This window comes from Myxococcus qinghaiensis (assembly GCF_024198215.1).
GTDB lineage: Bacteria > Myxococcota > Myxococcia > Myxococcales > Myxococcaceae > Myxococcus > Myxococcus qinghaiensis.
On sequence record NZ_JAKCFA010000003.1, the window covers coordinates 594,378 to 616,942 of the forward strand.

Here is a 22,565-nt window from a genome sequence, read left to right on the forward strand (position 1 = left end):
ACTTCGCAGTGGTGGCAACGAACCCAATGACCGACCCAGCCCCTTCCCAACCATTTCCTGTTCGCGTCGTCGCCATCGTGCTGATGGCGACGCTGAGCACTCTCGCCTGGGACGCCCAAGCCCAAGAGCCTTCCACGGAAGGCTCCACTCAACCCGAGTCCTCCCTGGGCCAGGACGCAAGGACGGACACGTCCTCCGCGCTGTTGTCGCCCGGGGAGGAGCTGGCGCTCCCGCAGTTGCCCTTCCTCGACCTGGGGCGCCCCAACAACACCCAGGCCTTCGCTCCACGGCATGACCACGGGGTGTTCGACACCACACTGCCCGGCTACTTCCGGATTCCAACCACGAAGGTCTTCCTGAAGCTCGGCATCGGCGCCACGACCGCGTTCATCGTCAGCTCCAAGCTCCTGGGCACGCCCACCTGGTTCACCACGTCCGCCATCCCCGTGCGCGGCCAGCCCTTCTTCCACTCTCCGGGCGCCCAGTCGACGGCCACCGCCAACCCGTCCGACGTCTCCCTGGAGATGCGTGGCAAGACGGAACTGGGCCCGATGAGGCTGCTCTTCAACACGAGCTTCGCCCAGGGAAAGCCCGCCTTCGGCTTCCATCCGAACTACGCCTACGCACAGCTGGGGAGCGTCCTCGCGGGCTTCACAGATTCGACCTTCGCGGACGTCGATGCCTACCCGAACACCCTCGACTTCGAGGGCCCCAACGCGCTCGTCTTCTCCAAGCACGCCGTGGCGCGCTACAGCCACTCGCTGTCTCACGACAAGCAGCGACGGATGTCCCTCCACGTCGCCCTGGAGCAGCCCGGCTCCAACGTGCCCACGTCCGCGGGAGAGCCGCGCGACATGCTCCCCGACGGGGTCGTCGCCTGGCGCAGTGAGGGAGGTTGGGGCCACCTGCAGCTCGCCGGTCTGGTGCGCGCGGTGGGCATCCAGTCCAGGGACAGCAAGGACAGCAAGACGGTGCTGGGCATCGGCGGCAACCTGACCGGCGCCTATCACTTCTCCCACAAGCACACGCTGCTCGCCGGCATCTCCGGCGGGCAGGGCCTGGGCGCGTACCTCAACGACACGGGCGGCGCGCAGTACGACGCCGCGCTGAATACAGCGGGCGCCCTCAAGGCCATCCCCCTGCTCGGCGCCTACGCGGGCTTCACCTACGCGTGGACCCACACGCTCAGCTCCACGGCGACCTACGGGTGGCTCAAGCTCTGGGACCGGGACTTCGAGGCCTCGCTCGATGCGAAGAGCTTCCGGCGGTCGCAATACGCGTCCCTCAACCTGGTGGCCAGACCCATGAAGGGTGTCCTGGTCGGCGTCGAGGGGCTGTGGGGCTACAACCGCGCCATCGACAGCCAGTCCGGGCAGGCCGTCAGAGGACAGCTCACCCTCCAGTATCGCTACTGAAACACCGCACGAACAGGACCGAGGGAAGCCGCCATGGAGTCAGGGACCACCAGAACAACCAATGCCGCTCGGGCTTCGCCCAAGCTGGGCGTGCTCACGCTGGCCATCATGAACGTCACGGCCGTCGTCAGCCTGCGCGGCTTGCCCGCGGAAGCCGAATACGGACTGACCTCCCTCTTCTATTACACCTTCGCCGCGGTGTTCTTCCTCATCCCGGTGTCGCTGGTGGCGGCGGAGCTGGCCACGGGCTGGCCCGAGAAGGGCGGCGTGTTCCGCTGGGTCGGCGAGGCCTTCGGTCCCCGGTGGGGCTTCCTCGCCATCTTCCTGGTCTGGATTGAGTCGACCATCTGGTTCCCGACGGTGCTCACCTACGGCGCGGTGGCGCTGGCCTTCGTGGGCCCCAACGAGACGTGGGACAAGTCGCTCTCCGGAAACAAGTTCTACACGATTGTCATCGTGCTGGCCCTGTACTGGGCGGCCACGTTCGTCTCGCTGCGCGGACTCAAGACGTCTTCGAAGATCTCCAAGTGGGCGGGCCTCATCGGCACCATCATCCCAGCCCTGCTGCTCATCGCGTTCGGCCTCGCTTACCTGGCCTCGGGACGACCGCTCCAGATTCAATTGGGCTGGGACAAGGTGATTCCCGACTTCAGCCAGTTCGGAAACCTGGTGCTCGCCGCGTCCATCTTCCTGTTCTACGCGGGCATGGAGATGAACGCCATCCACGTCGTGGATGCGAAGAACCCCTCGCGCACCTATCCGCTCGCCATCCTCATCGCGTCGGTGACGACGGTGGTGCTCTTCGTGCTCGGCACGCTGGCCATCAGCTTCATCATCCCCAAGACGCAGATAAACCTGACGCAGAGCCTGCTCGTCTCGTACCGCGACTTCTTCACGACATTTGGATTGGCCTGGCTGTCACCAGTGATAGCAGCGGCCCTCTTCCTGGGGGTGCTGGGCAGCGTCACGGTGTGGGTCTCCGGCCCGTCCGCGGCGCTGGGGGTCGTGGGCCGAGCAGGCTATCTGCCGCCGTTCTTCCAGCGACTGAACCAGCACGGCGCGCCCAGCCACATCCTCATCGTGCAGGGGCTGGTGGTCACCTTCCTGTCGTTGATGTTCGTCATCCTGCCGTCGGTGCAGGCGGCGTATCAAATCCTCAGCCAGCTCACGTCGACGCTCTACCTCATCATGTACATGCTGATGTTCGCGGCGGCCATCTACCTGCGCACCAGCGAGCCGCACACGAAGCGCGCGTACCGGGTACCGGGCGGCGAAGTGGGCATGTGGGTCATCGGTGGAGCGGGCTTCATCGGGGCGCTCGTCGCGTTCGTGCTCAGCTTCGTCCCGCCCTCGCAAATCAAGGTCGGCAGCCCGACGACGTACGTGCTCATCCTCATCGGCGGCAACGTCCTCTTCGTGGCCATCCCACTCATCCTCTATGCACGGCGCAAGGCCCACTGGCGCTCGGCGGCGGGAGCGCGCGACCTGGCCCCCTTCAATTGGGAGAAGCCCGGCGCCTCGGGCCACCCTGGCGCGGAACCGACGCAAGACGACGAGGAGGCCTGGCCTCCCACGACTCCACACGACAGGAGGCAGCCCGATGACACCGGCCACCATCCGCGCGGCAACCACTGAAGCACATCAGCGGTACCTGGACCTGAAGGAGGGACGGAACGCCAGCTACATCCCGGTGCTCGCGCGCGTCCAGCCCGAGCGCTTCGGCCTGGTGGTCCTCACCGCGGACGGACAGGCGACAGAGGTCGGGGACACCCGCTCTGAGTTCGCCATCGAGTCCATCTCCAAGGTGTTCACGCTCGCGCGGGCGCTCGACGAGGTGGGCTCGGAGGTCCTCCTCGCGAAGGTCGGCGACAATCCCACCGGCGAGTCCTTCTCCTCCGTCCACGCGCTCGTGGTGCATGACGGAAAGCCACTCAACCCCTTCGTCAACGCCGGGGCCATCGCCACCGTCAGCCTGGTCCCCGCGGACTCGGCGGCGCAGCGCTGGACGAAGATTCACGACACCCTGTGTGCCTTCGCGGGCCGCGAACTCGCCGTCATGGACGAGGTCTATCGCTCGGAGTCGGCGACCAATCAGCACAACCGCGCCCTCGCGTGGCTGCTCGACAGCAGCCACACCCTCTACAGCGACCCCATGGAGGCGACGGACGTCTACACGCGCCAGTGCTCGGTGGGGCTGACGACGTATGACCTGGCGGTGATGGGGGCCACCCTCGCCGCGGGAGGCCTCAACCCCCTCACCCGGCGACGCGCGGTCAAGGCGGAGCACGTGCCTCGGATTCTCGCCGAGATGACCATGAACGGCCTCTATGACAACACGGGCACATGGCAATACGAGGTGGGCCTGCCAGCCAAGAGCGGCGTGGGTGGCGGAATCCTCGCCGTCGTCCCAGGCAGGCTCGCCATCGCCGCGTTCAGCCCTCCGCTGGACCGCTTCGGCAACAGCGTGAGGAGCCAGCGGGCCATCCAGCACCTTTCGAAGGTGCTCGGCCTCAACCTCTTCGCGCCTCCCCTGGCGGGCTGAAAGCGCGACGCGGCGCGTCTGTCACTGCGCCACGGGGACCTGCGCGATGAGGATGCGGTCCCTGCCGTCGTTGCGCACCGCGTCCCGGTTGGTCAGCGGCAGGCGGGCATCCGTCTTCGGGTCCCAGAGCCCCAGCCAGATGTTGAGGGCCTTCGGGTTGGCGTCGGCGGGGAGATAGATGGAGAACTCGTCCTTCACCGTCTCGCCCGGCTTCCACTGTGACGTGGGCAACATTCCGCCGGCGGGCATGTGGTCCAGGTTCATCCGCTCCATGCGGCCGCCCGCGTCTTCGACGTGGACGAAGATGAGGTAGTCCGCGTCCAGGGCGTCGAGCACCTTGAAGTAGACGGTGACCTGGGCCCGCTCCCCGGGCGTCAGCCGCCCGGGCTGGACGGTGGCGGCCACCAGCTCCACCTTGCCGCCCAGGTTGGCGCCGTTGCGCACGGACAGAGGCGGAACCTGGGTGACGGTGGCGGCGCGCCGCTGCTCGGGGCTGGCTCCACCCGGGGCCTCGACGATGCAGGCAGTTCCCAGCAGGAGGACCGACAACAAGGCGGTGGGGAGCTCGGGGCGCATGGCAGGGCGTTTCTACTCGGCCACGGGCGCTGCATCCACCGGCGTGTTGGTGTATGCGGAGCGGCGCACATGAAGACCCCCCATGCCCTCGACGCCCTGACCGCTCAGGTGCCGCCCGCCCCCTCCCCCGCCCCGACTCCGGGCGGAGAGACCACCCAGCCTCCGGGGACGGGCGTTCCTCCGTCGGACGGCCTCACCACGGGCGACGCGGTGGGCATTGGCGGAGCCGCCCTCTTCGTCCTGCTGATGGTGCTGGCCGCCCGGAAGCTCTTCTTCCGCAAGCGCGCCCCCGAGCCGGGCCGCAAGCCCGGCGTCCCCATCCCGGAGCAGAAGCCCGCGCTGCCCGCCGAGCGGCCCGAGCTGCGCGTGGAGCTGCCGCCCTCCGAGAAGGAGGCCGCCCGACTGCGCGAGGTGGACGAGGCCCATGCCCGCGCCCAGGAGCTGGCCCGTCAGCGCGAGGAGGCCGCTCGCGCGGCCAGGGCCACCACGGACGCGGGCGAGCGGGCCCGGCTGGAGGAGCAGGTCCGGGTCCTCAAGGAGCGCGAGGAGGAGGAGAAGCGCGCCGAGTACCGCGCGAAGAAGGCCGCCGATGAGGAGGCCCGTGAGCGGCGCAAGCGAGAGCAGACCGAGGCCCAGCGGCTCCTGGACGACGAGCGCGCCCGGGAGGCCGCCGTCATCGAGGAGGCCCGTCGCGCCGAGGAGGCCGCGGCGCGCGCCAAGGTGGACGCCGAGGCGGGCCGCACGCTGGCCCAGGGCCTGGACAAGACGCGGAGCCAGGGCTTCATGGCCCGCCTCAACGGACTGTTCGGCCAGCAGCGCCAGGTGGACGAGTCCGTGCTGGTGGAGCTGGAGGAGATTCTCTTCACGGCGGACATCGGCGTGCGCACGGCCAGCGAGTTGGTGGAGGTGGCGCGCGAGAAGCTCAAGCGCAGCGAGCTGAGTGACTCCCATCGCATCAAGGACCTCATCCGCACGGAGGTCGCCCGCATCGTCGACCTGCCGGTGCCGCGCTCGCTGGAGGGCGGAGGCCCGCCGCACGTCGTCATGGTGGTGGGCGTCAACGGCGCCGGGAAGACGACGACCATCGGCAAGCTCGCGGCGAAGCTCACGGGCGAGGGCAAGAAAGTGGTGCTGGCCGCGGGCGACACGTTCCGCGCCGCCGCCACCGAGCAGCTCGACGTGTGGGCCGAGCGCGCGAAGGCGCAGTTGGTGAAGGGCGCCGAGGGCGGAGACCCGGGCTCCGTCATCTTCGACGCCATCCGGAAGGCGCAGGCCGAGGGCGCCGACGTCGTCATCGCCGACACGGCGGGCCGGCTCCACACCAAGGCTCCGTTGATGGAGGAGCTGAAGAAGGTCAAGCGCGTCATGGACAAGGCCATGCCCGGCACGCCGCATGAGGTGCTGCTCGTGCTGGACTCCACCAACGGGCAGAACGCGATTCAGCAGGCCAAGCAGTTCCACGAGGCCGTGGGCGTCACCGCGATTGCCCTGACGAAGCTGGACGGCACCGCCAAGGGCGGCGTCATCATCGGCATCTGCGACGAGCTGAAGCTGCCCGTCGTATGGGTCGGCGTGGGGGAGAAAATCGCGGACCTGCGCCGCTTCGAGCCGCGCGAGTTCGTCCAGGCCCTCTTCGACTGACGCAGCCCCCTGCCCTCACTGTCCCAGCAGCGAGGGCAGAATCGTCTCCAGCAACTCCTTCGTCTGCGGGTCCAGGCTCTCCATGTCCATCCCGCCGCCGGCGCCCAGCGTGCCCATCACCGAGTCCAGGCTGGGCAGGCCCAGGTCATCGTCACCACGGGCCTCGTTCCACCAGCGCACGCGCAGCTTCTCCAAGGCCTTCGCATTCCCGGGGCTCGCCTTGGCCAGCTCCTTGGTGAAGCACTCCTTGCACGTCCACTTGAAGCGGTACGTGTCCACGTAGGAGCGCAGGCCCTGGAAGAACGCGGTGTCGCCCATCAGCTTGCGCGACGCGTGGTGCAGCAGCGGCGCCTTGCCGTACACCAGCGCCCCGTATTCCGTCTCGTTGTCGAACGCGCCCGTGGGACGGTCCGCCCGCGCGTCCTCGCCGCCCGCCAGCCGGTACATGTGGTACGGCGACACGAGCAGCTCGCGCTTGAGGGCCTCCGCCGCTGACTTGCCGTGCTTCCACTCGATGTAGAGGAGCGCGGCGTACTGGGCCAGCGACTCGTCCACCACGGGCGCGTGGATGGGGTCCGAGCCCACCAGGCCCGCGAAGTACTGGTGCGCCACCTCGTGCGCGACGGTGAACTCCAGCGTGCGCTCCAGCGAGCCACTCAGTTGCGACAAGGGCGCGGAGCCCGCGGGCCCCAGCATCGCCAGCACCTCCTTCAACTGCTCCACGTCCACCTGGCCGCCCACCAGTTCGAACGGGTCCACCACGCCGCGATACAGCATGCTCGAGATGGTGATGAGGCCGGGGAACTCCATTCCGCCCGCCCCACCGGTCAGCGGCGCCTCCACCACCCGGAAGTGCGTGTACGGCAGCGGCCCCAGGCGCTTCTCGAACTCCGCCAGCGCGGACGAGGCGTACTTCAGCACGCGCTCGCCCACCTCCTTGTTCTTCGCCGCGTAGTGGCTCTCCACCGTGACGCCGTTCACCGTGGCCGTGGACACCTCGTAGCCCTTGGACACGAGGATGGGGAAGTCGCGCACCGCGCCCGCGGCAAAGGCGAAGCGCACACGGCCGTCACGCTCGGGCACCTCGCCCATCGCCGCGCCCGTGGAGTGCACGACCCAGCCGGAGGGGACGGTGATGGACGCCAGCACGTGGGCCGGCGCGTACAACGCCAGGTCGCCAATGCCCTGCGGCCCCGCCCAGGGCTGCCCCTTGTCGTCGAGCGGAGGCACCTGGGGGACGACTCCGACCAGGCTCATGAAGTCCGCCGTGGCGGAGAACGCCCCATGGTCGCCCTTCGGCCCCTGTCCACCACCGCCGAGAAGCGTGCCCGAGGCCTTCTCCCCCTTGGGAACCACTGCCCGGACGGCCACATCCAGCACCGCCGCCGCGCCCGGAGGCACCGGCTCCGTGAGGCGATAGCGATACAGCGTGGGCTCCGGCTGCTCCAGGACGATGGGCTGGCGCCCCAGCCGCGCGTCGGACAACACCACGCGCTTGCCGCCCTGGGCATTGGGCGTCACCCGGAGGTACAGCTCCGTCAGGGGCTTCTCGCGGGCCAGCACCTCCACCTGCACCCGCCCCTTCGCCTCGCGCGCGATGGGGTCCACCTCCAACTGGACCCGGTAGCGGGGCAGCTCTTCCAGGGGGCCCAGTGCCTTCGCCGCGCGCTCGCGCTCGGAGGGCTTCAGGTGCTGGAGGCTCAACTGCACCTCCGGGGAGACGTCACCTCGGGCCGACGGCCCGAAGAGCACGCACCACGTCAGCAGGCCAGTCAGGAGCGTCCGCATGCGCGCATGCTAATTGACCTGGGGCACCACGGCTCGTCTAGCCTTCCTGGGCATGCACTCTCGAACGCTTCTCCTGGCCGCCGCCCTCGGGTGGATGGCGTGTGCGCGGAACGTCCCCGCGTCCGCCTCCACCACCTCCCACTCCTCGGCGCCCCGCGCCGTCCGCCTCGTGGCCGACACGCCGCCCCAGGAGACGGAGACCTTCGACAAGGTGCGTGATGACGTGGAGGTCGATACGGACGAAGGCGAGCGCATCCCTCGCGTCGTCACCTTCGGAGAAACCGCGGAGCTGCGTCGGAACGGACAGCGGGCGCGCCTCTATGGCGACGCCAAGGGCACGCTCGGCTTCAGCGTGGACAACTTCCTGCTGCTGGAGGTGCTCGACGGACAGGGCAAGAAGGTGGTGCGGCGCGCCGTCATGGGCTTCACCGAGAGCGTCCACATCGGCAATGAGCAGGTCGACAACCTGGGCCGCCGCGCCTTCAGCTTCGAGCCCGGGGAGATTGACGTCAGCGAGCTGCTGCCGGAATCCACGCCCTTCCGGGTCCGCGTCACCATCCTGGACTCCTGGGGCGTGGGCCGCGTGTCGGACGTCTACCTGGTGTTCAGCGCCCCCGGGAGTCGCACCGTCGATGATGACCTGCGCGGCGAATGAGCCCCACAGGCCGCGCTCCCGCCGAAACGGCCCGGGCGCGGCCTGGACCACCGAAGCCTAGAAGCGAAACCCGCCGACCACGGGCCTGTAGGCCCCTGCTCCCACCTTGGAGCGCGGGTTTCCGTTCTTGCTGAAGACGATGTCGCAGCGCCCGCCGGTGCAAATCGTGTTCGGGTCATCAATCGTCTTGATGGTGGGGTCCCGCGTCGCCATCACCGCGCCCACGGTACCGGCGGCGACCACCGCGCCCACACCCGCCCAGACGTACCAACGGCCGTACCAGGGCTTGCTGGAGCCCTCCACCTGAGCGTCTGGCGACTCGCTGTCGAATGCCAGGGCGGGGTTCGGCTCGTCCGGCATCGTCGTCGAGGGGTCCAGCACCGGCGCACGCGGCGTGTCCACCACGCGCGGCGTGTTGCTCGCCACGCCCGTGTCCACCAGGGGCCGCATCCGCCCGGTCAGCTCGTAGGTCGTCCCGGCCAGCACGTTGATGTTGTGGACGTGGGGCTTGTAGCCCTGGGCGCGGAACTCGATTTCACGCGAGCCGGGCTTGAGCAGGATGTCGCTCATCGGCACCGTGCCCACCTCGATGTCATCCACCAGCACCACGGTGCCGGCCACGTCCGCGAACGCCCGCGCGAAGCCCATGGTGGCGACCAGCGACACCTTGACCTCCGCTGTCGAACCCTCCTTCACGTCCAGCCGACGCGTGTACTCCTCGTAGCCCGGCTTGCGGACCACCAGCGAGTGCTCGCCCGGCGTCACCGTCAGCGTCAGGGGAGTCGGCGTGAGCACCCCCGCGTCGCGGCCATCCAGCGTCAGCCTGGCGCCCTTGACGGTGCCGGTGATGACCACCGCCAGCTCCGTCTTCACCGGGGCCAGGGGCGCCAGCATGCTGTCATCGGGAGGCGGCAAGTTCTTCTTCTTGCTGCCCTTCGCCGTGGCCTTGGGGCGCGCCGCGGGCTTCTTCGTCACCTTCTCCGCCGCCTTCTTCTTCTTCACCACCTTCGTCTTGGCCGGCTTCGCCTTCGTCGTCTTCGACGGCGTGAGGGGGGCCAGGAAGTCGTCGGCCTGCGCGAGCGCGGAAGACGGAGCCGCGAGGACGGCCACCAGCGAAAAGAGGACGAGGCGTCGAATGCTCATGACGGACCGAAGGTTAGAGAGTCGTCCAAGGGGAATCAAACGAAGTCCCCCCCAACCGTCCATTCAGCCAATATCCGCGCCCCATGCACCGCGCCCTGCCCTCTCTGGCCCTCGGCTTCAGTGTCCTCTGCCTCACGGCGTGCCCCACCAAGGCGCCGCCCACCGTGGAGACGCGTCCCCCACCCGCGCCCCCCATCCGCGTCCCGGCAGGATGCGAGAGCAGCCAGGCAGGCGAGTACCGCCACGCCGACAACCCGGCCTTCCGCTACCACGGCGAGGATGATGGAGGGACGCTGTCCCTGGCCGTCGTGCGAGCCCGCGCGGACGGCGATGCGGGCACGGAGCCTTCCGAGTCGAGCACCGCGTCCATCGTCCTGGAGCGCACGCCCGGAGGTTTCGTGGGCGAGACGCGCGCCACGGGCTTCACCGGCTCGGGAGCCCCCTGCCCCGTCGCGTTCCCCACGGAGCTGGTGGCGTGTGACGACGCGGGCCTCACGCTGCGCGCGGTGGCCAGCACGTCCATCGACGAGGGGTGCCGGCCTTCCCGCTCCGGCCCGCCTCCGGTGAGGCTGCGACAGGTCTTGCTGCGGGACACGCCGGACGCGGGTCTCTAAATCCAGAGCGACTCCAGCCACCGCGCCCCGAAACGAAGGGGCGCGGCGCGAGTCACGCTCAGGCGGCGCGGCGGGCCTGCTCCTCGGCGGGATTCACCGCGGGGCTGGCGTCGGCGAGCTTCACGCGGCCCGCCAGCCCCTGCAGCAGGCTGGAGATGCCGACGTAGAGGAAGCCCGCCTGGAACAGGATGATGAAGGGCAGCGACGTGTAGATGCGCGCGTCGATGGCGAACCACAGCGCCCCGGTGAAGTACGCCGCGAACAGCAGCTCCACCACCGGCATCAGCGTCTTGCTGCCGCGGTACGCCTTCTTCACCGCGATGACCTTCTTGCCCTCGGCGCCCGTCTTCGGCGTGCGGGCGAAGCCCGACTGCTGGTTGAGCAGCGCCTCCGCCACCGCCTTGGCGTTGTTGATGGCCAGGCCGATGCCCAGGCTCATCAGGAACGGCAGGTACTTCACCCGCTCCCAGCCCGTCACGCCCCGCTCACGCTGCGCGGCCACGTAGAAGAAGCACACGCTCGCCGTCGCGGAGACGAAGAAGGGCAGGTCCAGGAACAGCGTGCCGTAGAGGCCGTGCTGGAAGCGCACCACCATGCTGATGGGCATCAACACCGACAGCAGCACCATCAACAGGTAGGCCATGTTGTTGGTGAGGTGGAAGAAGGCCTCGCGCTTCACCGCCAGGGGCAGGTCGCTCTTGAGGATGGTGGGGAGCAGCTTCTTCGCCGTCTGGATGGAGCCCTTGGCCCAGCGGTGCTGCTGGCTCTTGAAGGCGTTCATGTCCACCGGCACTTCGGCCGGGGAGATGACCTCCGGGAGGAACACGAACTGCCAGCCCTTGAGCTGGGCGCGGTAGCTCAGGTCCAGGTCCTCGGTCAGCGTGTCGTGCTGCCACCCGCCCGCGTCGGCGATGGTGCCCCGGCGCCAGATGCCCGCGGTGCCGTTGAAGTTGAAGAAGCAGCCGGAGCGGTTGCGCGCCGTGTGCTCGATGATGAAGTGGCCGTCCAGGAAGATGCTCTGGGCCTGCGTGAGGATGGAGAACTCACGGTTGAGGTGCCCCCAGCGCACCTGCACCATGCCCACCTTCGCGTCGGAGAAGAACGGCACCGTGCGCAACAGGAAGTCCGGGCTCGGCACGAAGTCCGCGTCGAACACGGCGACGAACTCGCCCCGCGCCGACTTCAGGCCGCTCTCCAGCGCTCCCGCCTTGAAGCCCTCGCGGTTGACGCGGTGGATGTAGACGATGTCGTGGCCCTTCTGCCGGTGCCGCTCCACGCACGCCCGGGCAATGCCACACGTCTCGTCCGTCGAGTCGTCAAGAACCTGGATTTCCAGGAGGTCACGCGGATAGTCGATGCGGCACACCGACTCCACCAGGCGCTCCACCACGTACATCTCGTTGAAGATGGGAAGCTGGATGGTGACGCGTGGAAGCTCCTTCAAAGGGCTCTTGGGCGTCGGCAGCTTGAACTTGTGCCGGTAATACAGGAACGCCATGCGGTACCGGTGCGAGCCGTAAACCGCCAGCACGCACAGGACGCTGAAATAGACGCCCAGGAAGATGATCTCGACGGTGGTCATCAGTGACGCTCAGCCCCTCCCGCGCAGCCCCCGTGGCCCGCGGTCCTTCCTTGCGTGGCGGCTCCGGAATCCCGTCTCACGCCGACCGCCGCCTGCTGGGTCCGCTGAGCCCCCGTCCCGTATGTGCCCGAAAAGACAGGGCTTTAACCATCCAGGACTGATCGGCGCCGGACAATAGGGACGCGTCAAGGGCGTGTCAAATTATTCCCGGTCCTTGAACGTTCCGTTCAGGTCCAAGGTGACACCTCGCGTTACCGCTATTTCGAGGAGATCCAAGGGGTTGGCGCCGGGGCTGAGGCGGCGCCAGGGCCCGTACTACCCGGGGGGTCAGCTCACCGCGCGGCGAGGCTCGGACACGGTGGGAGCGGGGGCGACAATGGGCGCGTCCATGACACCCGCCTCGTCCCGGGTCGCCAGGGTGAGGATGCGCTCGACGAGCTCCGGGAAGTCCACGCCCGCATGGGCGGCAATCTTGGACAGGAGGCTGGTGGGGGTGAAGCCGGGCAGCGTGTTGACCTCCAGCACGACGTCGTTGTCGGTGTCGGAGCACAGGAGGTCCACGCGGCCGTAGCCCCGGCAGCCCAGTGCGCGGTACGCCGCGAGCGCCAGCGACTCCACGTTGGCCACGCGCGTGGCGGACAGGCGGGGCGGGAGGAAGTAGCGGGAGCCTCCCTTGTACTTGGCCTCGAAGTCGAAGCCCTCGCGCGGGGTGGCCACCTCGCAGCTGCCCAGCACCTTGTCGCCGACAATGCCCACCGTCACCTCGCGGCCGGGGACGAAGCGCTCCACCAGCGCCTCTCCGCCGAAGCGGCACGCCTGGGCCACCGCCTCGACGAGCGACTGCGGCGCGTGGACGATGGACAGGCCCACCGACGAGCCCCCGCACGCGGGCTTCACGACGCAGGGGAAGCCCAAATCGCCGTGCAGTTCCAGGGCGCGCCCGGCGTCGTCACGGCCCATGCGGTAGCCCTGGGGCGTGGACAGGTTGTGCAGGCGGAAGAGCTTCTTGGCCATGGGCTTGTTCATCGCCAGCGCCGAGGCCAGCACGCCCGAGCCGGTGTACGGCAGCTCCAGGAGCTCCAGGAGGCCCTGCACCCGGCCGTCCTCGCCCATGCGCCCGTGCAGCGCGATGAAGGCCACGTCCAGCTCCGCGGCGCGCAGCGCCCGGTCCAACCCCGGCCCCGCGAACACCCGAGTCACGTGATGGCCGCGGGACTCCAAGGCGGCGACCACGGCCTCTCCCGTCTTGAGCGAAATCTCCCGCTCCTCGCCCCACCCGCCCATCAGCACTCCGACGCGCTTGCCCATGTCGATGAAACCTCCTGGACGCACGACAGAGCACGACGGATGCCAACCCCTCCCGGGAGGGCAGCCCCCCGGCTTCGCCCCGACAGTCCCCGTGGAGACGGGGGTTTGCGTCGGCAGGGGGGCGGCCGGGCGGGCGTGTCTCCGAGGACACGGCGCGGCAACCGGACCACGCGAAGCGAGGGGCTGTAGGAACTACCGCCCCTCGCGGGCGAGGACTACGGCTGGCCCGAGTCCACGGGGCCCGCATCCACCGGGCCTGCGTCCACGGGGCCCGCGTCCACCGGACCCGGGCCGGGGGTGCCCGAATCGGTGCCGGAGTCCGTGCCCGTGCCGGCGTCCGGGATGGCGGAGTCATCACGGATGCAGACGTCGTCCTCGCAGGCGAAGCCCTCGAGGCACTGGTTGCGGTCGTCGCACGGCTGCCCCTCCTCGTCGAAGTCGACGAGGAGGCTGCACGCGGACAGGCCCAGGGACAGGGCCACGACGGGAATGAGGAAACGAAGGGGACGGCGCATGGCTAGTAATTCCGGAGATCGTCTTCGTCGATGGACGGCCGCTTCTTCTTCTCGTCTTCCTCGCGCTTGCGCCGCTCCTCTTCGTCGCGCTTGCGCTTGGCCTCCGCATCCGCCTCTTCCTGCTTGCGGCGCTCCTCCAGCTCGCGGCGCTGGCGCTCCACCTCTTCACGCCGCTTGCGCAGGTCCTCTTCACGCTGGGCGGCCTCGTCGTCCTTCGAGCGGCGCGTGTCCTGGGTGCGCGTCGCGGGAGGAGGCGCCACGGGCTCGGTCACCGGAGGCGGCGTCTTCGCCGCCGGGGCCGGGGGCGTCGTCTTCGCGGGAGGCGCCGCGGGCGTCGTCTTCGCCGGGGGCGGCGGAGGCGGCATGGGCAGGGACTCGCCCACGGGCCTGGTGCCCTTGGGAGGCGGCGGCATGCTCAAGGAGTCGCTCTTGCCGTCGCTCTTCGTCGGGGGCGGCGTGGCCCGGGACTTCTTGGGCGTGGGGGCGGGGGCGGGCTTGGAGTCACCGCCGCTGCTGCCTCCGCCGGAGAAGGCGAACCAGCCGCCCAGGCCCGCGGCGACCACGCCGGTGAGCAGGCCGATGTCCGCGACGAGCGCGTACGTCTTGCCCGTGTCCTTGAAGTCCTGCGCGCGGGGACTGGTCTGCGGCGCGCGGCGGAAGTCATCCTCCTTCGAGGACGCCTCCATGCCGAAGTAGATGCCACCCGCGAGCAGCGCCACGCCGGTGGCCATGAGCACGTAGCCCATCGTCTTGCGGTTGGAGCCACCGCCGCCCGAGAAGTGGGTGACGGGCTTGTTGCCGGCGAGCCGCGCCGTGTCCGCGCCCACCAGGGAGGACAGGAGCGCGTCGGAGCCGGTGGCCATGGCCTCGCCCGAGGGCACCGCGCCCACCGCGTAGGCCAGGTTGTGTCCGTCCGTGACGTCGAGCCGCAGGCCCGTCACCTGGAGCGGCGCGGTGCCCGTGCCGCCGCGCACCAGCAGCGCCAGCACCTGGGACACGCCCGCGAGCGCACCCAGCTCCCGCAGGGCCACGTCCCGCTCCGACCCTTCCGGCTTGCGCACGACGCGGTCGGTGATGGTCTGCAGCGCGCGCATGGACGCGGCGGGGGCCAGCGTGAGCTTCGTGTCACCCTCGCGCGCCCGGCGCTGCTCCACCTCGAAGCCCGGCGCCATCACCGTCACGAAGTGGTCCGCGGGCGTCAGCCCCTTGATTTCGACGGGAGACACGCCCCGGAACTGGCCGTCCACGTACACCTGCGCGGGCACGGGCTCGGTGCTCACCGACAGCGTCCCCGTGGAGCCGGCCAGCGCCGCCTTGCGCTCCTTGTCCACGAAGGCCATGTCGTCCGGCGGGAAGAAGTTGGGCGAGAACTGGGCGCGAGGGTCCACCGCCAGCACCGCGCGAATCTCCAGCTGCGCCGCCGTGCTCTCGCCGTTGGCCACCTGCGAGGCCGCCTTCATCACCCGGGCGCGGCTCAGGTCGCCGAAGTTGCGCGACAAGTCACTCGCTTCGAACGCGCGAGCCGCCGCGTCGAACTGCTGGAGCGCCTTCTGCGTGTCCAGCTCGTCGTAGGCCGTCTGGCCCGCCTTCATCGCCTCGGCGCCCTCGGCGGCCTTCGCCTCGCGCGCCGCCTTGCCCTGCGCATCCAGCGCGTCGGTGAGCCTCACCAGGTCCAGTCGACCGGAGCGCGCCACCGACTGCTCGGCCCAGTACGCCAGCCGCGCCGCCTCCGTTCGTGATGTCGCATCCAGCGAGATGGCCACCACCGTCACGGAGGACGGTGAGGCGGTGGGTACTGCTCGGGGAGTCAGTCGGAGGGGGAGGCTCGACTGCGCGGCGGCGGGGCCCACGGCCAGCATGCCCACCAACCACCCGCTGAGGGCCGCGTGCATCGCGCGTTTGCTCGAAGGTCGCATCACTCGTTCACCTTTGTCCGCCCGCCATCAAACGGAGGTCTCGCCGAAAAGCAAGGGGGAAGGTGTCCTCAACGACCCTCGGCGCGAGCCGGAGGCCGTGTCGAAGTCGTGGTCAGCGCGTTGAGATACTCGAGCGAGACCTTGAGCGGGTAGTCCTTGAGGGCCGCCGTCGCCTCCCACGGCGCCAGGTTCTCCGGCAGGCCCCGAGGCGCGGAGGACGGCGGCTCGGACGTCTCGGTGGACTCGGCGCGGAAGTGGCGCTGGAGGTCCTTCTCGCGCGGCGTCTCGCGGCCCGGCTTGCCACCGGGCTCGTCCGGGACGACGTAGTCGGGGGTGATTCCCCGCTCCTGGATGCTGCGGCCCTTGGGCGTGTAGTAGCGGGCGATGGTCAGCTTCAGGCCGGAGCCATCCTCCAGCTCGATGACCGTCTGGACGCTGCCCTTGCCGAACGTCTGCGTGCCCAGGACGGTGGCGCGGCCATGGTCCTGGAGCGCGCCCGCCACGATTTCGGACGCCGACGCGCTGCCCGCGTTGACCAGCACGACGAGGGGGTAGTTCTTCTCCGTGTCGCGGTCCTTGCTGCGCTCCTCGGTGGCGTTGCGGCCATCCCTGCCCCGCGTGGAGACGATGGGCAGGTTGCCCGGCAGGAAGCGGTCGCTCATCGCCACCGCCTGGTCCAACAGGCCGCCAGGGTTGTTGCGCAGGTCCAACACCAGGCCGCGCAGTTCCTTGCCGCCGTTGAGGCCGCGCAGCCTGTCCAGCTCCTTGCGCAGGTACTGGTCCGTGCGCTCCTGGAAGTTCTTCACCTTGACGTGGCCGATGCCGCCGTACAGCTCGCCCTCCACGGAGACGATGCGGATGTGGTCCCGGATGATGGCGATTTCGCGGGGGGCGCTGAAGCCGTGCCGCAGGATGCTCAGGAGCACGCGTCCACCGGCGGGGCCTCGCATCTTCTGCATGGCGCGCCCCACGTCCATGCCCCGCGTGCTCTCTCCGTCGATGCCCACCAGCTCGTCGCCCGCCTTGATTCCCGCGCGCGCCGCCGGCGTGTCGTCGATGGGCGCCACGACGATGATGCGGTCGTTCTTGCGCGCGATTTCGATGCCCAGGCCGCCCCACTCGCCGGAGGTGTCTATCTTCATCTCGCGGAAGACCTCCGGCGGCATGAAGACGGTGTGCGGGTCCAACGTGTCGAGCATCCCCTGGATGGCGCCGTAGACGAGCCGCTCCTGGTCCGGCGCCTCCACGTAGTTGTTCTCCACGTAGGACAGCACGCGCGCGAAGGTCTCCAGCTGGCGGTAGGTGGCGTCGTCCTTCTCCGCCCGCGTCGCGCGCGCGCTGTTGGCGGGCGCGCCCTTCTTCTCATCGGCGGCCGAGGGCCCGGACAGGAGGAGCAGCGCGACCAGCGCCGCGCGCCATGGTTGGTGGAGACCCGTCACGTCGGTACGTCCTTTCGCGGTGAAGCTCGAAGGGGCGTCCCAGTCTATACCCGGCCCTCAGAGGCCCGACGCATCCGCGAAGCGCACCAGGTGCGACACCAGCTCGTCCGGACGCTCCATCTGCGGCACGTGCCCGAAGCCCTGCACCACCCTCACCTGCGCATGCGCGGGCAGGTGGGCGCGGAACCAGTCCAGCGAGCGCGACGGCAGCAACCGCTCGCTGCCACCCCACAGGAACAGCACCGGCATGGACAGCTTGCGCACCGCCTCCGGCTCCAGGCTGAGTCGGGAGGTCATCGCCTCGGCGGTGAGGGCCTTCACGGTGGGTGTGTCATAGAAGCGGCGCAGCTCGGTCGCCAGCAGCAGCGCCGGCAGCGGCGCCTGGTGGAACAGTCGCCGGGTGAAGGCGCGAGCCTCCGCGGGCGTGCCCACCTTGAAGGAGTTGAGCAGCGCGGTGCTCTCCTCCACCGGCAGCTCCGCGCCCGCGGGCGCCACCAGCACCAGCGCGCGCACCCACTGGGGATACTCGGACGCCAGGCTCACCGCCATCGCCCCGCCCAGCGAGTTGCCGACGACGAAGGCCGGCTCCTTCACCTCCTGCTCCACGAAGGCGCGCAGCACCTCGAACTGGTTGCGCACGCAGACCTGTCCGCCGCAGTACTCGGTGGAGAAGCCGTGGCCCGGCAGGTCTGGCGCGACGACGCGGGAGAAGCGCTTCGCCAGGCCGAAGAAGGTCCGCCCGAAGCCGTTGGCCGAGCCGCCCAGCCCGTGCACCAGCACCACCGGCGGCCCCTTCCCCTGCCCCTTCAGCGAGTAGAAGTGCACCGACTGCCCGCCGACATCGACTGTCGAGGACTGGACACCTCGCGCCACCAGGACGCGCCGTACCGCCTTCTGCATTCCGCCCATGAGGTCCATGCGCCCGCCTGCTCCTCTCGTGCTGGAGTCCGTTGCCTCAGGATAACAAGCCGTGGACCACTTCGCCGCAATGCGTCATGGCGTTGGGGTCAGCCAGGGAGCCGGGTCGACGGCCTGCCCGGCCTTTCGGACCTCGAAGTAGAGGTACGAGCCCTTGAGCGAGCCCGTGTCCCCCACCTCGCCCACCATCTCGCCCGCCGTCACGGCGGCGCCCAGCTCCACGGCGATGGAGGACAGGTGGGCCATGAGCGTGTGGTAGCCGTCGCCGTGGTCGACGATGAGCAGGTTGCCGTAGCCCCGCAGCGAGCCCGCGTAGACGACGGTGCCCTCGGCCACGGCGATGACCGGCGTCCCTGATGCCGCGCGGATGTCGAGCCCCTTCTGCACGGTGACGGTGTTGAAGCGCGGGTTCACCACCTTGCCGAAGGCCACCTCGATGATGCCGCGCGCGGGCTGCGGCAGCTTGCCGCGCAGGGCGCCGAAGCCGTGCGTGGCGGGGGCCTCCTTCAGCTCGCGCACCACCTGGGACAGCTCCGCGTCCGCCTGCTCCAGCTCCTTCACCGCGCGGCGGGCCAGCTCCGCCTCTCCCGCGAGCGAGCCCACCACCTCCTCGAGCGCCTCATGCTGCGCGCGAGCCAGCCGCTCCTGCTCCTGGAGGAAGGTGACACGCGCGGCCAGCGACGACTGGAGCCGCTTGAGCTCCAGCGTGGACTGGCGCTGCAGGTGGGCCACGCGCTGCACGCCGCGCAAGAGGTCCAAGTCGCCCGACATGCTCGCCTCCAGCGCGCGCGCCCGCCACACCAGCGCGGCGAAGTCCTCGGCGGACAGGAGCACCTCCAGCGGCCGGCGACGCATGACGCGGTAGAGCGTACGCAGCCGGGGAGACAGGCGACGAAGCTGCACGCGCAGCGCCTCGCGCAGCAGCACCTCCTCGCGCTCGGCCAGGATGACGCGCTTGCGAAACACCGCGAGGTCCGCGTCCAGGGCCCTCACGCGACGACGGGAGAAGGCGACCATCTCCTCCATCAGCTCCAGGCCCTCGAGCACCGTGAGCTTCTTCGACTCCACGAGCGCCAGCGTCGCGCGCTGAGCAGCGAGCTTCTCGCGCAGCGCGGACTGCTCCGCCTCCTCCAGCTTCTGCGCACGCGCGGGGAGGCTGGCCAGAAGCAGCACCAGGGCGAGGGCGAAGGACCGGCTCATACGCGCAGGAAGCGCCCCACCGCGACGAAGCTGCCGCCCAGCCCCAGGCCGCACCCCGCGCCCACCAGCTCCATCACCAATCGCGGCTCCACCCACGGCGCCGCCACACCCGGGCCCAGGAGGAACGCGAACAGCGAGCCCAGCGTGGGCCCCACCAGCCGACCGAAGGCCCACAGCCCGAGCAGCGCCACGCCCGCGCCGAGCAGTCCTTGGAGCAGCCCCTCCAACAGGAAGGGCGCTTTGACGAAGCGGTCCGTGGCACCCACGAGCTTCTGGATTTCAATCTCCTCGCGCCGCGAATAGATGGCGAGCTGGAGCGTGGCCGCGACGATGACCACGGTGGCGCCCAGCACGACGACGAAGGCCACCAGCGAGCCGAAGCGCAGGGCCCGAGCGATGGCCGTCAGTCGCTCCACCGCCTGCTCTCCGTAGTCCACGCCGGATACGCCCGGCAGCGCGCGCAGCTCCTTGGCCAGGGCCTGGAGCGCCTCGGGCGTGCGCTGCTCCGGAGGAACGCGCAGCTCCAGCGCCGCGGGCAACGGGTTCTCCGGCAGCTCCGCCAGGGCCTCGCCCAAGTCGCCCAGCTCGGTGCGAAGGCGTTCGAGCGCGGCATCCGGCGGCACCAGCGTCACCTGGCCCTTGCTGAGCTCCTCGACGCGGGCGCGCACGCCGTGCGCCTCGTCCTGTCCCAGCTCCGGCGCCAGATACACCGTGACTTCGACCTCGCCGCCCAGCGACGCGAGCAGGTTGTCCAATACCCGCGCGCTGCCCCGCGCGAGCCCCGCGGAGAAGAGGGCAATCGCGATGGTCGTCACCGCGATGAAGTGCACGAAGGGGGAGTGCTTGAGCCCCACCGCCGCCGAGCGCCAGAAGTACCGCGTCTTCGCCAGCGCGCTCATACGACCATCCGTCGCGCCGCCTTGACGCCGTCCTCGTCGGAGACAATCTGCCCGCGCTCCAGCCGCACCGTGCGCTTCTGATAGCGCGCCAGCAGCGTGGCGTCGTGCGTGGCCACCACCACCGTGGTGCCTCGGATGTTCACCTGGGTGAGCAGGTCCATGATTTCGACGGTGAGGGCCGGGTCCAGGTTGCCGGTGGGCTCGTCCGCCAGGAGGATGGTGGGGTCATTCACGAGCGCGCGCGCAATCACCACGCGCTGCTGCTCTCCACCCGACAGGCGCAGGGGGAACGAGTTCGCCTTGTGCTCCAGGCCCACCAGCTTCAGCATCCGCCGCACCTTGTCGCGAGCCGCCGCGCGCGGCACGCCCAGCACGTCCAGAGTGAAGGACACGTTGTCCTCCACCGTCCGGTGCGGCAGCAGCTTGAAGTCCTGGAACACGACGCCGATGTTGCGGCGCAGGTAGGGCACGGCGGACTCGCGGATGCGGGCGATGTTGCGGCCCCCCACCAGAATCTGCCCCTTGGTGGCCTTCTCCGCGCAGAAGATGAGCTTGAGCAGCGTCGTCTTCCCCGCGCCGGAAGGGCCGGTGAGGAAGACGAACTCGCCCTTCTCCACACTGAGGTTGATGTCCGAGAGCACCGGCGGATCGCCGGGATACGCCTTGTAGACGTGGAAGAATTGAATCATGGCGCGACGCGGGAGAGCGCCAACCTACCACGCCCGGGCGGAGGCGACCCACGCACGCCGGGAAGGAGGCCGGGCTTTCCCCTCCCACCCTCGGCACCACCTGTGCGACGGTGCCACGCCTTATGAGCGAGCAGGCCGCGCGGCGTGCGACAACGGGACAGTGGGTGGGACGCATCGCCGGACCCGTGGCCGCCGCGCTCATCTACGGGGTTCCCTCGGGGCTGCACACCCTGCCGGGCCTGGACCACCGCCCCGCCGCCGCGGCCGCCGTCGCCGCGTGGATGGCCCTCTGGTGGTTCACCGAGGCCGTCCCCATGGCGTGGACGGCGGTGCTCCCGGTGGCGCTCTTCCCGCTCCTGGGCGTCTTCGACACGGACAACGTCGCCGTCGCGGTGGGCCGCGCCACCCTGCCCTTCCTGGACCCCTACATCTTCCTCTTCATGGGGGGCATGGCCCTGGGCGCGGGCATGGAGCAGTGGGGACTGCACCGGAGAATCGCCCTGCTCATCATGCGCGCCGTCGGCACCGGGCCGGAGCGGCTGCTGTTCGGCATGCTCGCGGCCACCGCCGCCGTGTCGCTCTGGATTTCCAACACGGCCACGGCGGTGATGATGGTGCCCATCGGCATGGCGCTGCTCGCCCAGCTGCGCACCGCCGAAGGCCGTCCCCTGGAGCACTTCGGCGCGGCGCTCATGCTGGCCGTCGCGTACGGCTCCAACATCGGCGGCATCGGCACCAAGATTGGCAGCCCCACCAACTCCGTCTTCGCTGGCGTGGTGTCGCGCCGGATGGGCACCGACGTGGGCTTCGTCGAGTACATGGTGGCCGCCCTCCCCTTCGTCCTCATCTTCCTGCCGCTGACGTGGGCGGTGCTGTGGCGCTGGGCCCGGCGCGACAAGATGGGGCCCGGCCAGGGCGGGGACGTCATCCACCGCGAGCTGGCCCAGCTGGGCCCCCTCTCCCGGGGCGAGCGCACCGTGGGCCTGGTCTTCTTCGTGGCCGCGATGCTGTGGATTTTCGGCGACCCGCTGCGCGCGCTGCTCGCCGGCCCCGTGGCCCACGCCTTCAACGGCTTCAAGCTGGGAGGCAAGCACTACGAGGCCATGGTGGCGATGGTCGGCGCGGTGACGCTGCTCGTGCTGGGGCGCCTGTCCGTGGCGGCCCTGCGGCGCGTGCCCTGGGACACGCTGCTCCTGCTGGGCGGAGGCTTCGCGCTGGCGGCGGGAATCGAGGCCAGTGGCCTGGCCTCCTGGATGACCTCGCGCCTGTCCGGCCTGGAGTCGCTGCCAGTCCTGGTGCAGCACGGCGTCGTCGCCAGCGCCACCATCCTGCTGTCGGCCATCGCCTCCAACACGGCCACGACGAACGTCATGCTCAACGTGTTGCCCGCCTCGCGGCCCCTCCTGGCGGTGAGCACCTTCGCGGCCTCGTGCGACTTCGCGCTGCCCGCGGGCACGCCGCCCAACGCCATCGTCTTCGGCAGCGGCGTGGTGCGCCTGCCGGTGATGATGCGCGTGGGAGTGCTGCTGGACCTGCTCGCCGCGGCGGTGCTCACGGTGTACGGAGCGACCTGGGTGGCGTGGGTGCTGCCCTAGTCGCAATGCTGATCAGTTAGGTAGCCCTTGCATGGGGCTACCAAGCTGGTTGAGGGTGTGGCGATCTCGCTCTTGGAGATCGCTACATGGGGCTGGCTCAGGCCGTCCAGGGCGCCGCGTTGGTGGCTCC

19 protein-coding genes are annotated in these 22,565 nt (G+C 69.8%); 7 read left to right on the top strand and 12 right to left on the bottom strand.

Features of this window, described 5'->3' with window-relative positions:
* Window positions 1–26: 26 nt before the first annotated feature.
* The 3 genes from LZ199_RS07545 to glsA are packed head-to-tail and all read left to right on the top strand — an operon-like array spanning window position 27 to window position 3,957.
* On the top strand, window positions 27–1,415 hold the full coding sequence (locus LZ199_RS07545; RefSeq protein WP_253992957.1) for a DcaP family trimeric outer membrane transporter: 1,389 nt from the start codon (window positions 27–29) through the stop codon (window positions 1,413–1,415).
* 33 nt (window positions 1,416–1,448) lie between these two features.
* Window positions 1,449–3,050, top strand: coding sequence for a putative glutamine/gamma-aminobutyrate antiporter GadC (gadC, locus tag LZ199_RS07550; protein ID WP_253992958.1), 1,602 nt, complete (start codon window positions 1,449–1,451; stop codon window positions 3,048–3,050).
* Window positions 3,016–3,957, top strand: coding sequence for a glutaminase A (gene glsA / locus LZ199_RS07555; RefSeq protein ID WP_253992959.1), 942 nt, complete (start codon window positions 3,016–3,018; stop codon window positions 3,955–3,957). Before gadC ends, glsA begins: the two co-directional genes overlap by 35 nt.
* A 21-nt stretch (window positions 3,958–3,978) precedes the next feature.
* On the opposite strand, the gene LZ199_RS07560 is transcribed toward glsA, so the two are convergent.
* Window positions 3,979–4,533: a hypothetical protein gene (locus LZ199_RS07560; RefSeq protein WP_253992960.1), complete on the bottom strand. Its 555-nt coding sequence runs from the start codon at window positions 4,531–4,533 to the stop codon at window positions 3,979–3,981.
* A gap of 69 nt (window positions 4,534–4,602) precedes the next feature.
* Here LZ199_RS07560 and ftsY point away from each other — a divergent pair, with 69 nt between their 5' ends.
* The gene (gene ftsY, locus LZ199_RS07565; protein ID WP_253992961.1) at window positions 4,603–6,174 is read left to right on the top strand and encodes a signal recognition particle-docking protein FtsY; all 1,572 of its coding nucleotides are present in this window, start codon (window positions 4,603–4,605) and stop codon (window positions 6,172–6,174) included.
* Window positions 6,175–6,189: 15 nt separating this feature from the next.
* Here ftsY and LZ199_RS07570 read toward each other — a convergent pair whose 3' ends face one another.
* Entirely contained in the window at window positions 6,190–7,962 is a 1,773-nt protein-coding gene (locus LZ199_RS07570; RefSeq protein ID WP_253992962.1) for a M1 family aminopeptidase, read from the bottom strand.
* A 52-nt stretch (window positions 7,963–8,014) separates the two neighbouring features.
* Between LZ199_RS07570 and LZ199_RS07575 the strand changes: the two genes are divergently transcribed.
* On the top strand, window positions 8,015–8,617 hold the full coding sequence (locus LZ199_RS07575; RefSeq protein ID WP_253992963.1) for a hypothetical protein: 603 nt from the start codon (window positions 8,015–8,017) through the stop codon (window positions 8,615–8,617).
* A gap of 57 nt (window positions 8,618–8,674) precedes the next feature.
* Here LZ199_RS07575 and LZ199_RS07580 read toward each other — a convergent pair whose 3' ends face one another.
* On the bottom strand, window positions 8,675–9,760 hold the full coding sequence (locus LZ199_RS07580; RefSeq protein ID WP_253992964.1) for a PEGA domain-containing protein: 1,086 nt from the start codon (window positions 9,758–9,760) through the stop codon (window positions 8,675–8,677).
* Window positions 9,761–9,843: 83 nt separating this feature from the next.
* Between LZ199_RS07580 and LZ199_RS07585 the strand changes: the two genes are divergently transcribed.
* Window positions 9,844–10,374, top strand: a complete 531-nt coding sequence (locus LZ199_RS07585) for a hypothetical protein (RefSeq protein ID WP_253992965.1) — start codon at window positions 9,844–9,846, stop codon at window positions 10,372–10,374.
* 58 nt (window positions 10,375–10,432) lie between these two features.
* On the opposite strand, the gene LZ199_RS07590 is transcribed toward LZ199_RS07585, so the two are convergent.
* The 9 genes from LZ199_RS07590 to ftsE all read right to left on the bottom strand — a co-directional run bounded on the left by LZ199_RS07590 (window position 10,433) and on the right by ftsE (window position 20,840).
* A complete protein-coding gene (locus tag LZ199_RS07590; protein ID WP_253992966.1) occupies window positions 10,433–11,956 on the bottom strand; it encodes a cellulose synthase family protein in 1,524 nt (507 codons plus the stop codon).
* A gap of 327 nt (window positions 11,957–12,283) precedes the next feature.
* Window positions 12,284–13,264 carry a D-alanine--D-alanine ligase gene (locus tag LZ199_RS07595; protein ID WP_253992967.1) on the bottom strand — a complete coding sequence of 327 codons (981 nt, stop codon included), beginning with the start codon at window positions 13,262–13,264 and terminating at the stop codon, window positions 12,284–12,286.
* A 215-nt stretch (window positions 13,265–13,479) separates the two neighbouring features.
* Entirely contained in the window at window positions 13,480–13,779 is a 300-nt protein-coding gene (locus LZ199_RS07600; protein WP_253992968.1) for a hypothetical protein, read from the bottom strand.
* A 2-nt stretch (window positions 13,780–13,781) separates the two neighbouring features.
* A complete protein-coding gene (locus tag LZ199_RS07605) occupies window positions 13,782–15,671 on the bottom strand; it encodes a PEGA domain-containing protein (protein WP_407667175.1) in 1,890 nt (629 codons plus the stop codon).
* A gap of 92 nt (window positions 15,672–15,763) precedes the next feature.
* Window positions 15,764–17,134, bottom strand: coding sequence for a S41 family peptidase (locus LZ199_RS07610; protein WP_253992970.1), 1,371 nt, complete (start codon window positions 17,132–17,134; stop codon window positions 15,764–15,766).
* 57 nt (window positions 17,135–17,191) lie between these two features.
* Window positions 17,192–18,052 carry an alpha/beta fold hydrolase gene (locus LZ199_RS07615; RefSeq protein WP_253992971.1) on the bottom strand — a complete coding sequence of 287 codons (861 nt, stop codon included), beginning with the start codon at window positions 18,050–18,052 and terminating at the stop codon, window positions 17,192–17,194.
* A gap of 75 nt (window positions 18,053–18,127) precedes the next feature.
* Window positions 18,128–19,252 carry a murein hydrolase activator EnvC family protein gene (locus LZ199_RS07620; protein WP_253992972.1) on the bottom strand — a complete coding sequence of 375 codons (1,125 nt, stop codon included), beginning with the start codon at window positions 19,250–19,252 and terminating at the stop codon, window positions 18,128–18,130.
* Window positions 19,249–20,151 carry a cell division protein FtsX gene (locus LZ199_RS07625; protein WP_253992973.1) on the bottom strand — a complete coding sequence of 301 codons (903 nt, stop codon included), beginning with the start codon at window positions 20,149–20,151 and terminating at the stop codon, window positions 19,249–19,251. The genes LZ199_RS07620 and LZ199_RS07625 overlap by 4 nt, the downstream gene beginning before the upstream one ends.
* Window positions 20,148–20,840 (bottom strand): cell division ATP-binding protein FtsE, encoded by a 693-nt coding sequence (ftsE, locus tag LZ199_RS07630; RefSeq protein ID WP_163865347.1) that lies wholly within the window; start codon window positions 20,838–20,840, stop codon window positions 20,148–20,150. Before ftsE ends, LZ199_RS07625 begins: the two co-directional genes overlap by 4 nt.
* A 122-nt stretch (window positions 20,841–20,962) precedes the next feature.
* Between ftsE and LZ199_RS07635 the strand changes: the two genes are divergently transcribed.
* Window positions 20,963–22,435, top strand: a complete 1,473-nt coding sequence (locus LZ199_RS07635) for an SLC13 family permease (RefSeq protein WP_253992974.1) — start codon at window positions 20,963–20,965, stop codon at window positions 22,433–22,435.
* The last annotated feature ends 130 nt before the right edge of the window (window positions 22,436–22,565 follow it).

Coding starts and splice junctions, on each gene's coding strand:
- LZ199_RS07575 (WP_253992963.1), top strand. CDS start 8,015: ATGCACTCTCGAACGCTTCTCCTGGCCGCCGCCCTCGGGTGGATGGCG.
- LZ199_RS07600 (WP_253992968.1), bottom strand. CDS start 13,779: ATGCGCCGTCCCCTTCGTTTCCTCATTCCCGTCGTGGCCCTGTCCCTG.
- LZ199_RS07625 (WP_253992973.1), bottom strand. CDS start 20,151: ATGAGCGCGCTGGCGAAGACGCGGTACTTCTGGCGCTCGGCGGCGGTG.
- LZ199_RS07570 (WP_253992962.1), bottom strand. CDS start 7,962: ATGCGGACGCTCCTGACTGGCCTGCTGACGTGGTGCGTGCTCTTCGGG.
- ftsY (WP_253992961.1), top strand. CDS start 4,603: ATGAAGACCCCCCATGCCCTCGACGCCCTGACCGCTCAGGTGCCGCCC.
- LZ199_RS07635 (WP_253992974.1), top strand. CDS start 20,963: ATGAGCGAGCAGGCCGCGCGGCGTGCGACAACGGGACAGTGGGTGGGA.
- LZ199_RS07595 (WP_253992967.1), bottom strand. CDS start 13,264: ATGGGCAAGCGCGTCGGAGTGCTGATGGGCGGGTGGGGCGAGGAGCGG.
- LZ199_RS07560 (WP_253992960.1), bottom strand. CDS start 4,533: ATGCGCCCCGAGCTCCCCACCGCCTTGTTGTCGGTCCTCCTGCTGGGA.
- gadC (WP_253992958.1), top strand. CDS start 1,449: ATGGAGTCAGGGACCACCAGAACAACCAATGCCGCTCGGGCTTCGCCC.
- LZ199_RS07605 (WP_407667175.1), bottom strand. CDS start 15,671: ATGCACGCGGCCCTCAGCGGGTGGTTGGTGGGCATGCTGGCCGTGGGC.
- LZ199_RS07585 (WP_253992965.1), top strand. CDS start 9,844: ATGCACCGCGCCCTGCCCTCTCTGGCCCTCGGCTTCAGTGTCCTCTGC.
- glsA (WP_253992959.1), top strand. CDS start 3,016: ATGACACCGGCCACCATCCGCGCGGCAACCACTGAAGCACATCAGCGG.
- LZ199_RS07620 (WP_253992972.1), bottom strand. CDS start 19,252: ATGAGCCGGTCCTTCGCCCTCGCCCTGGTGCTGCTTCTGGCCAGCCTC.
- LZ199_RS07545 (WP_253992957.1), top strand. CDS start 27: ATGACCGACCCAGCCCCTTCCCAACCATTTCCTGTTCGCGTCGTCGCC.
- LZ199_RS07580 (WP_253992964.1), bottom strand. CDS start 9,760: ATGAGCATTCGACGCCTCGTCCTCTTTTCGCTGGTGGCCGTCCTCGCG.
- ftsE (WP_163865347.1), bottom strand. CDS start 20,840: ATGATTCAATTCTTCCACGTCTACAAGGCGTATCCCGGCGATCCGCCG.
- LZ199_RS07615 (WP_253992971.1), bottom strand. CDS start 18,052: ATGGACCTCATGGGCGGAATGCAGAAGGCGGTACGGCGCGTCCTGGTG.
- LZ199_RS07590 (WP_253992966.1), bottom strand. CDS start 11,956: ATGACCACCGTCGAGATCATCTTCCTGGGCGTCTATTTCAGCGTCCTG.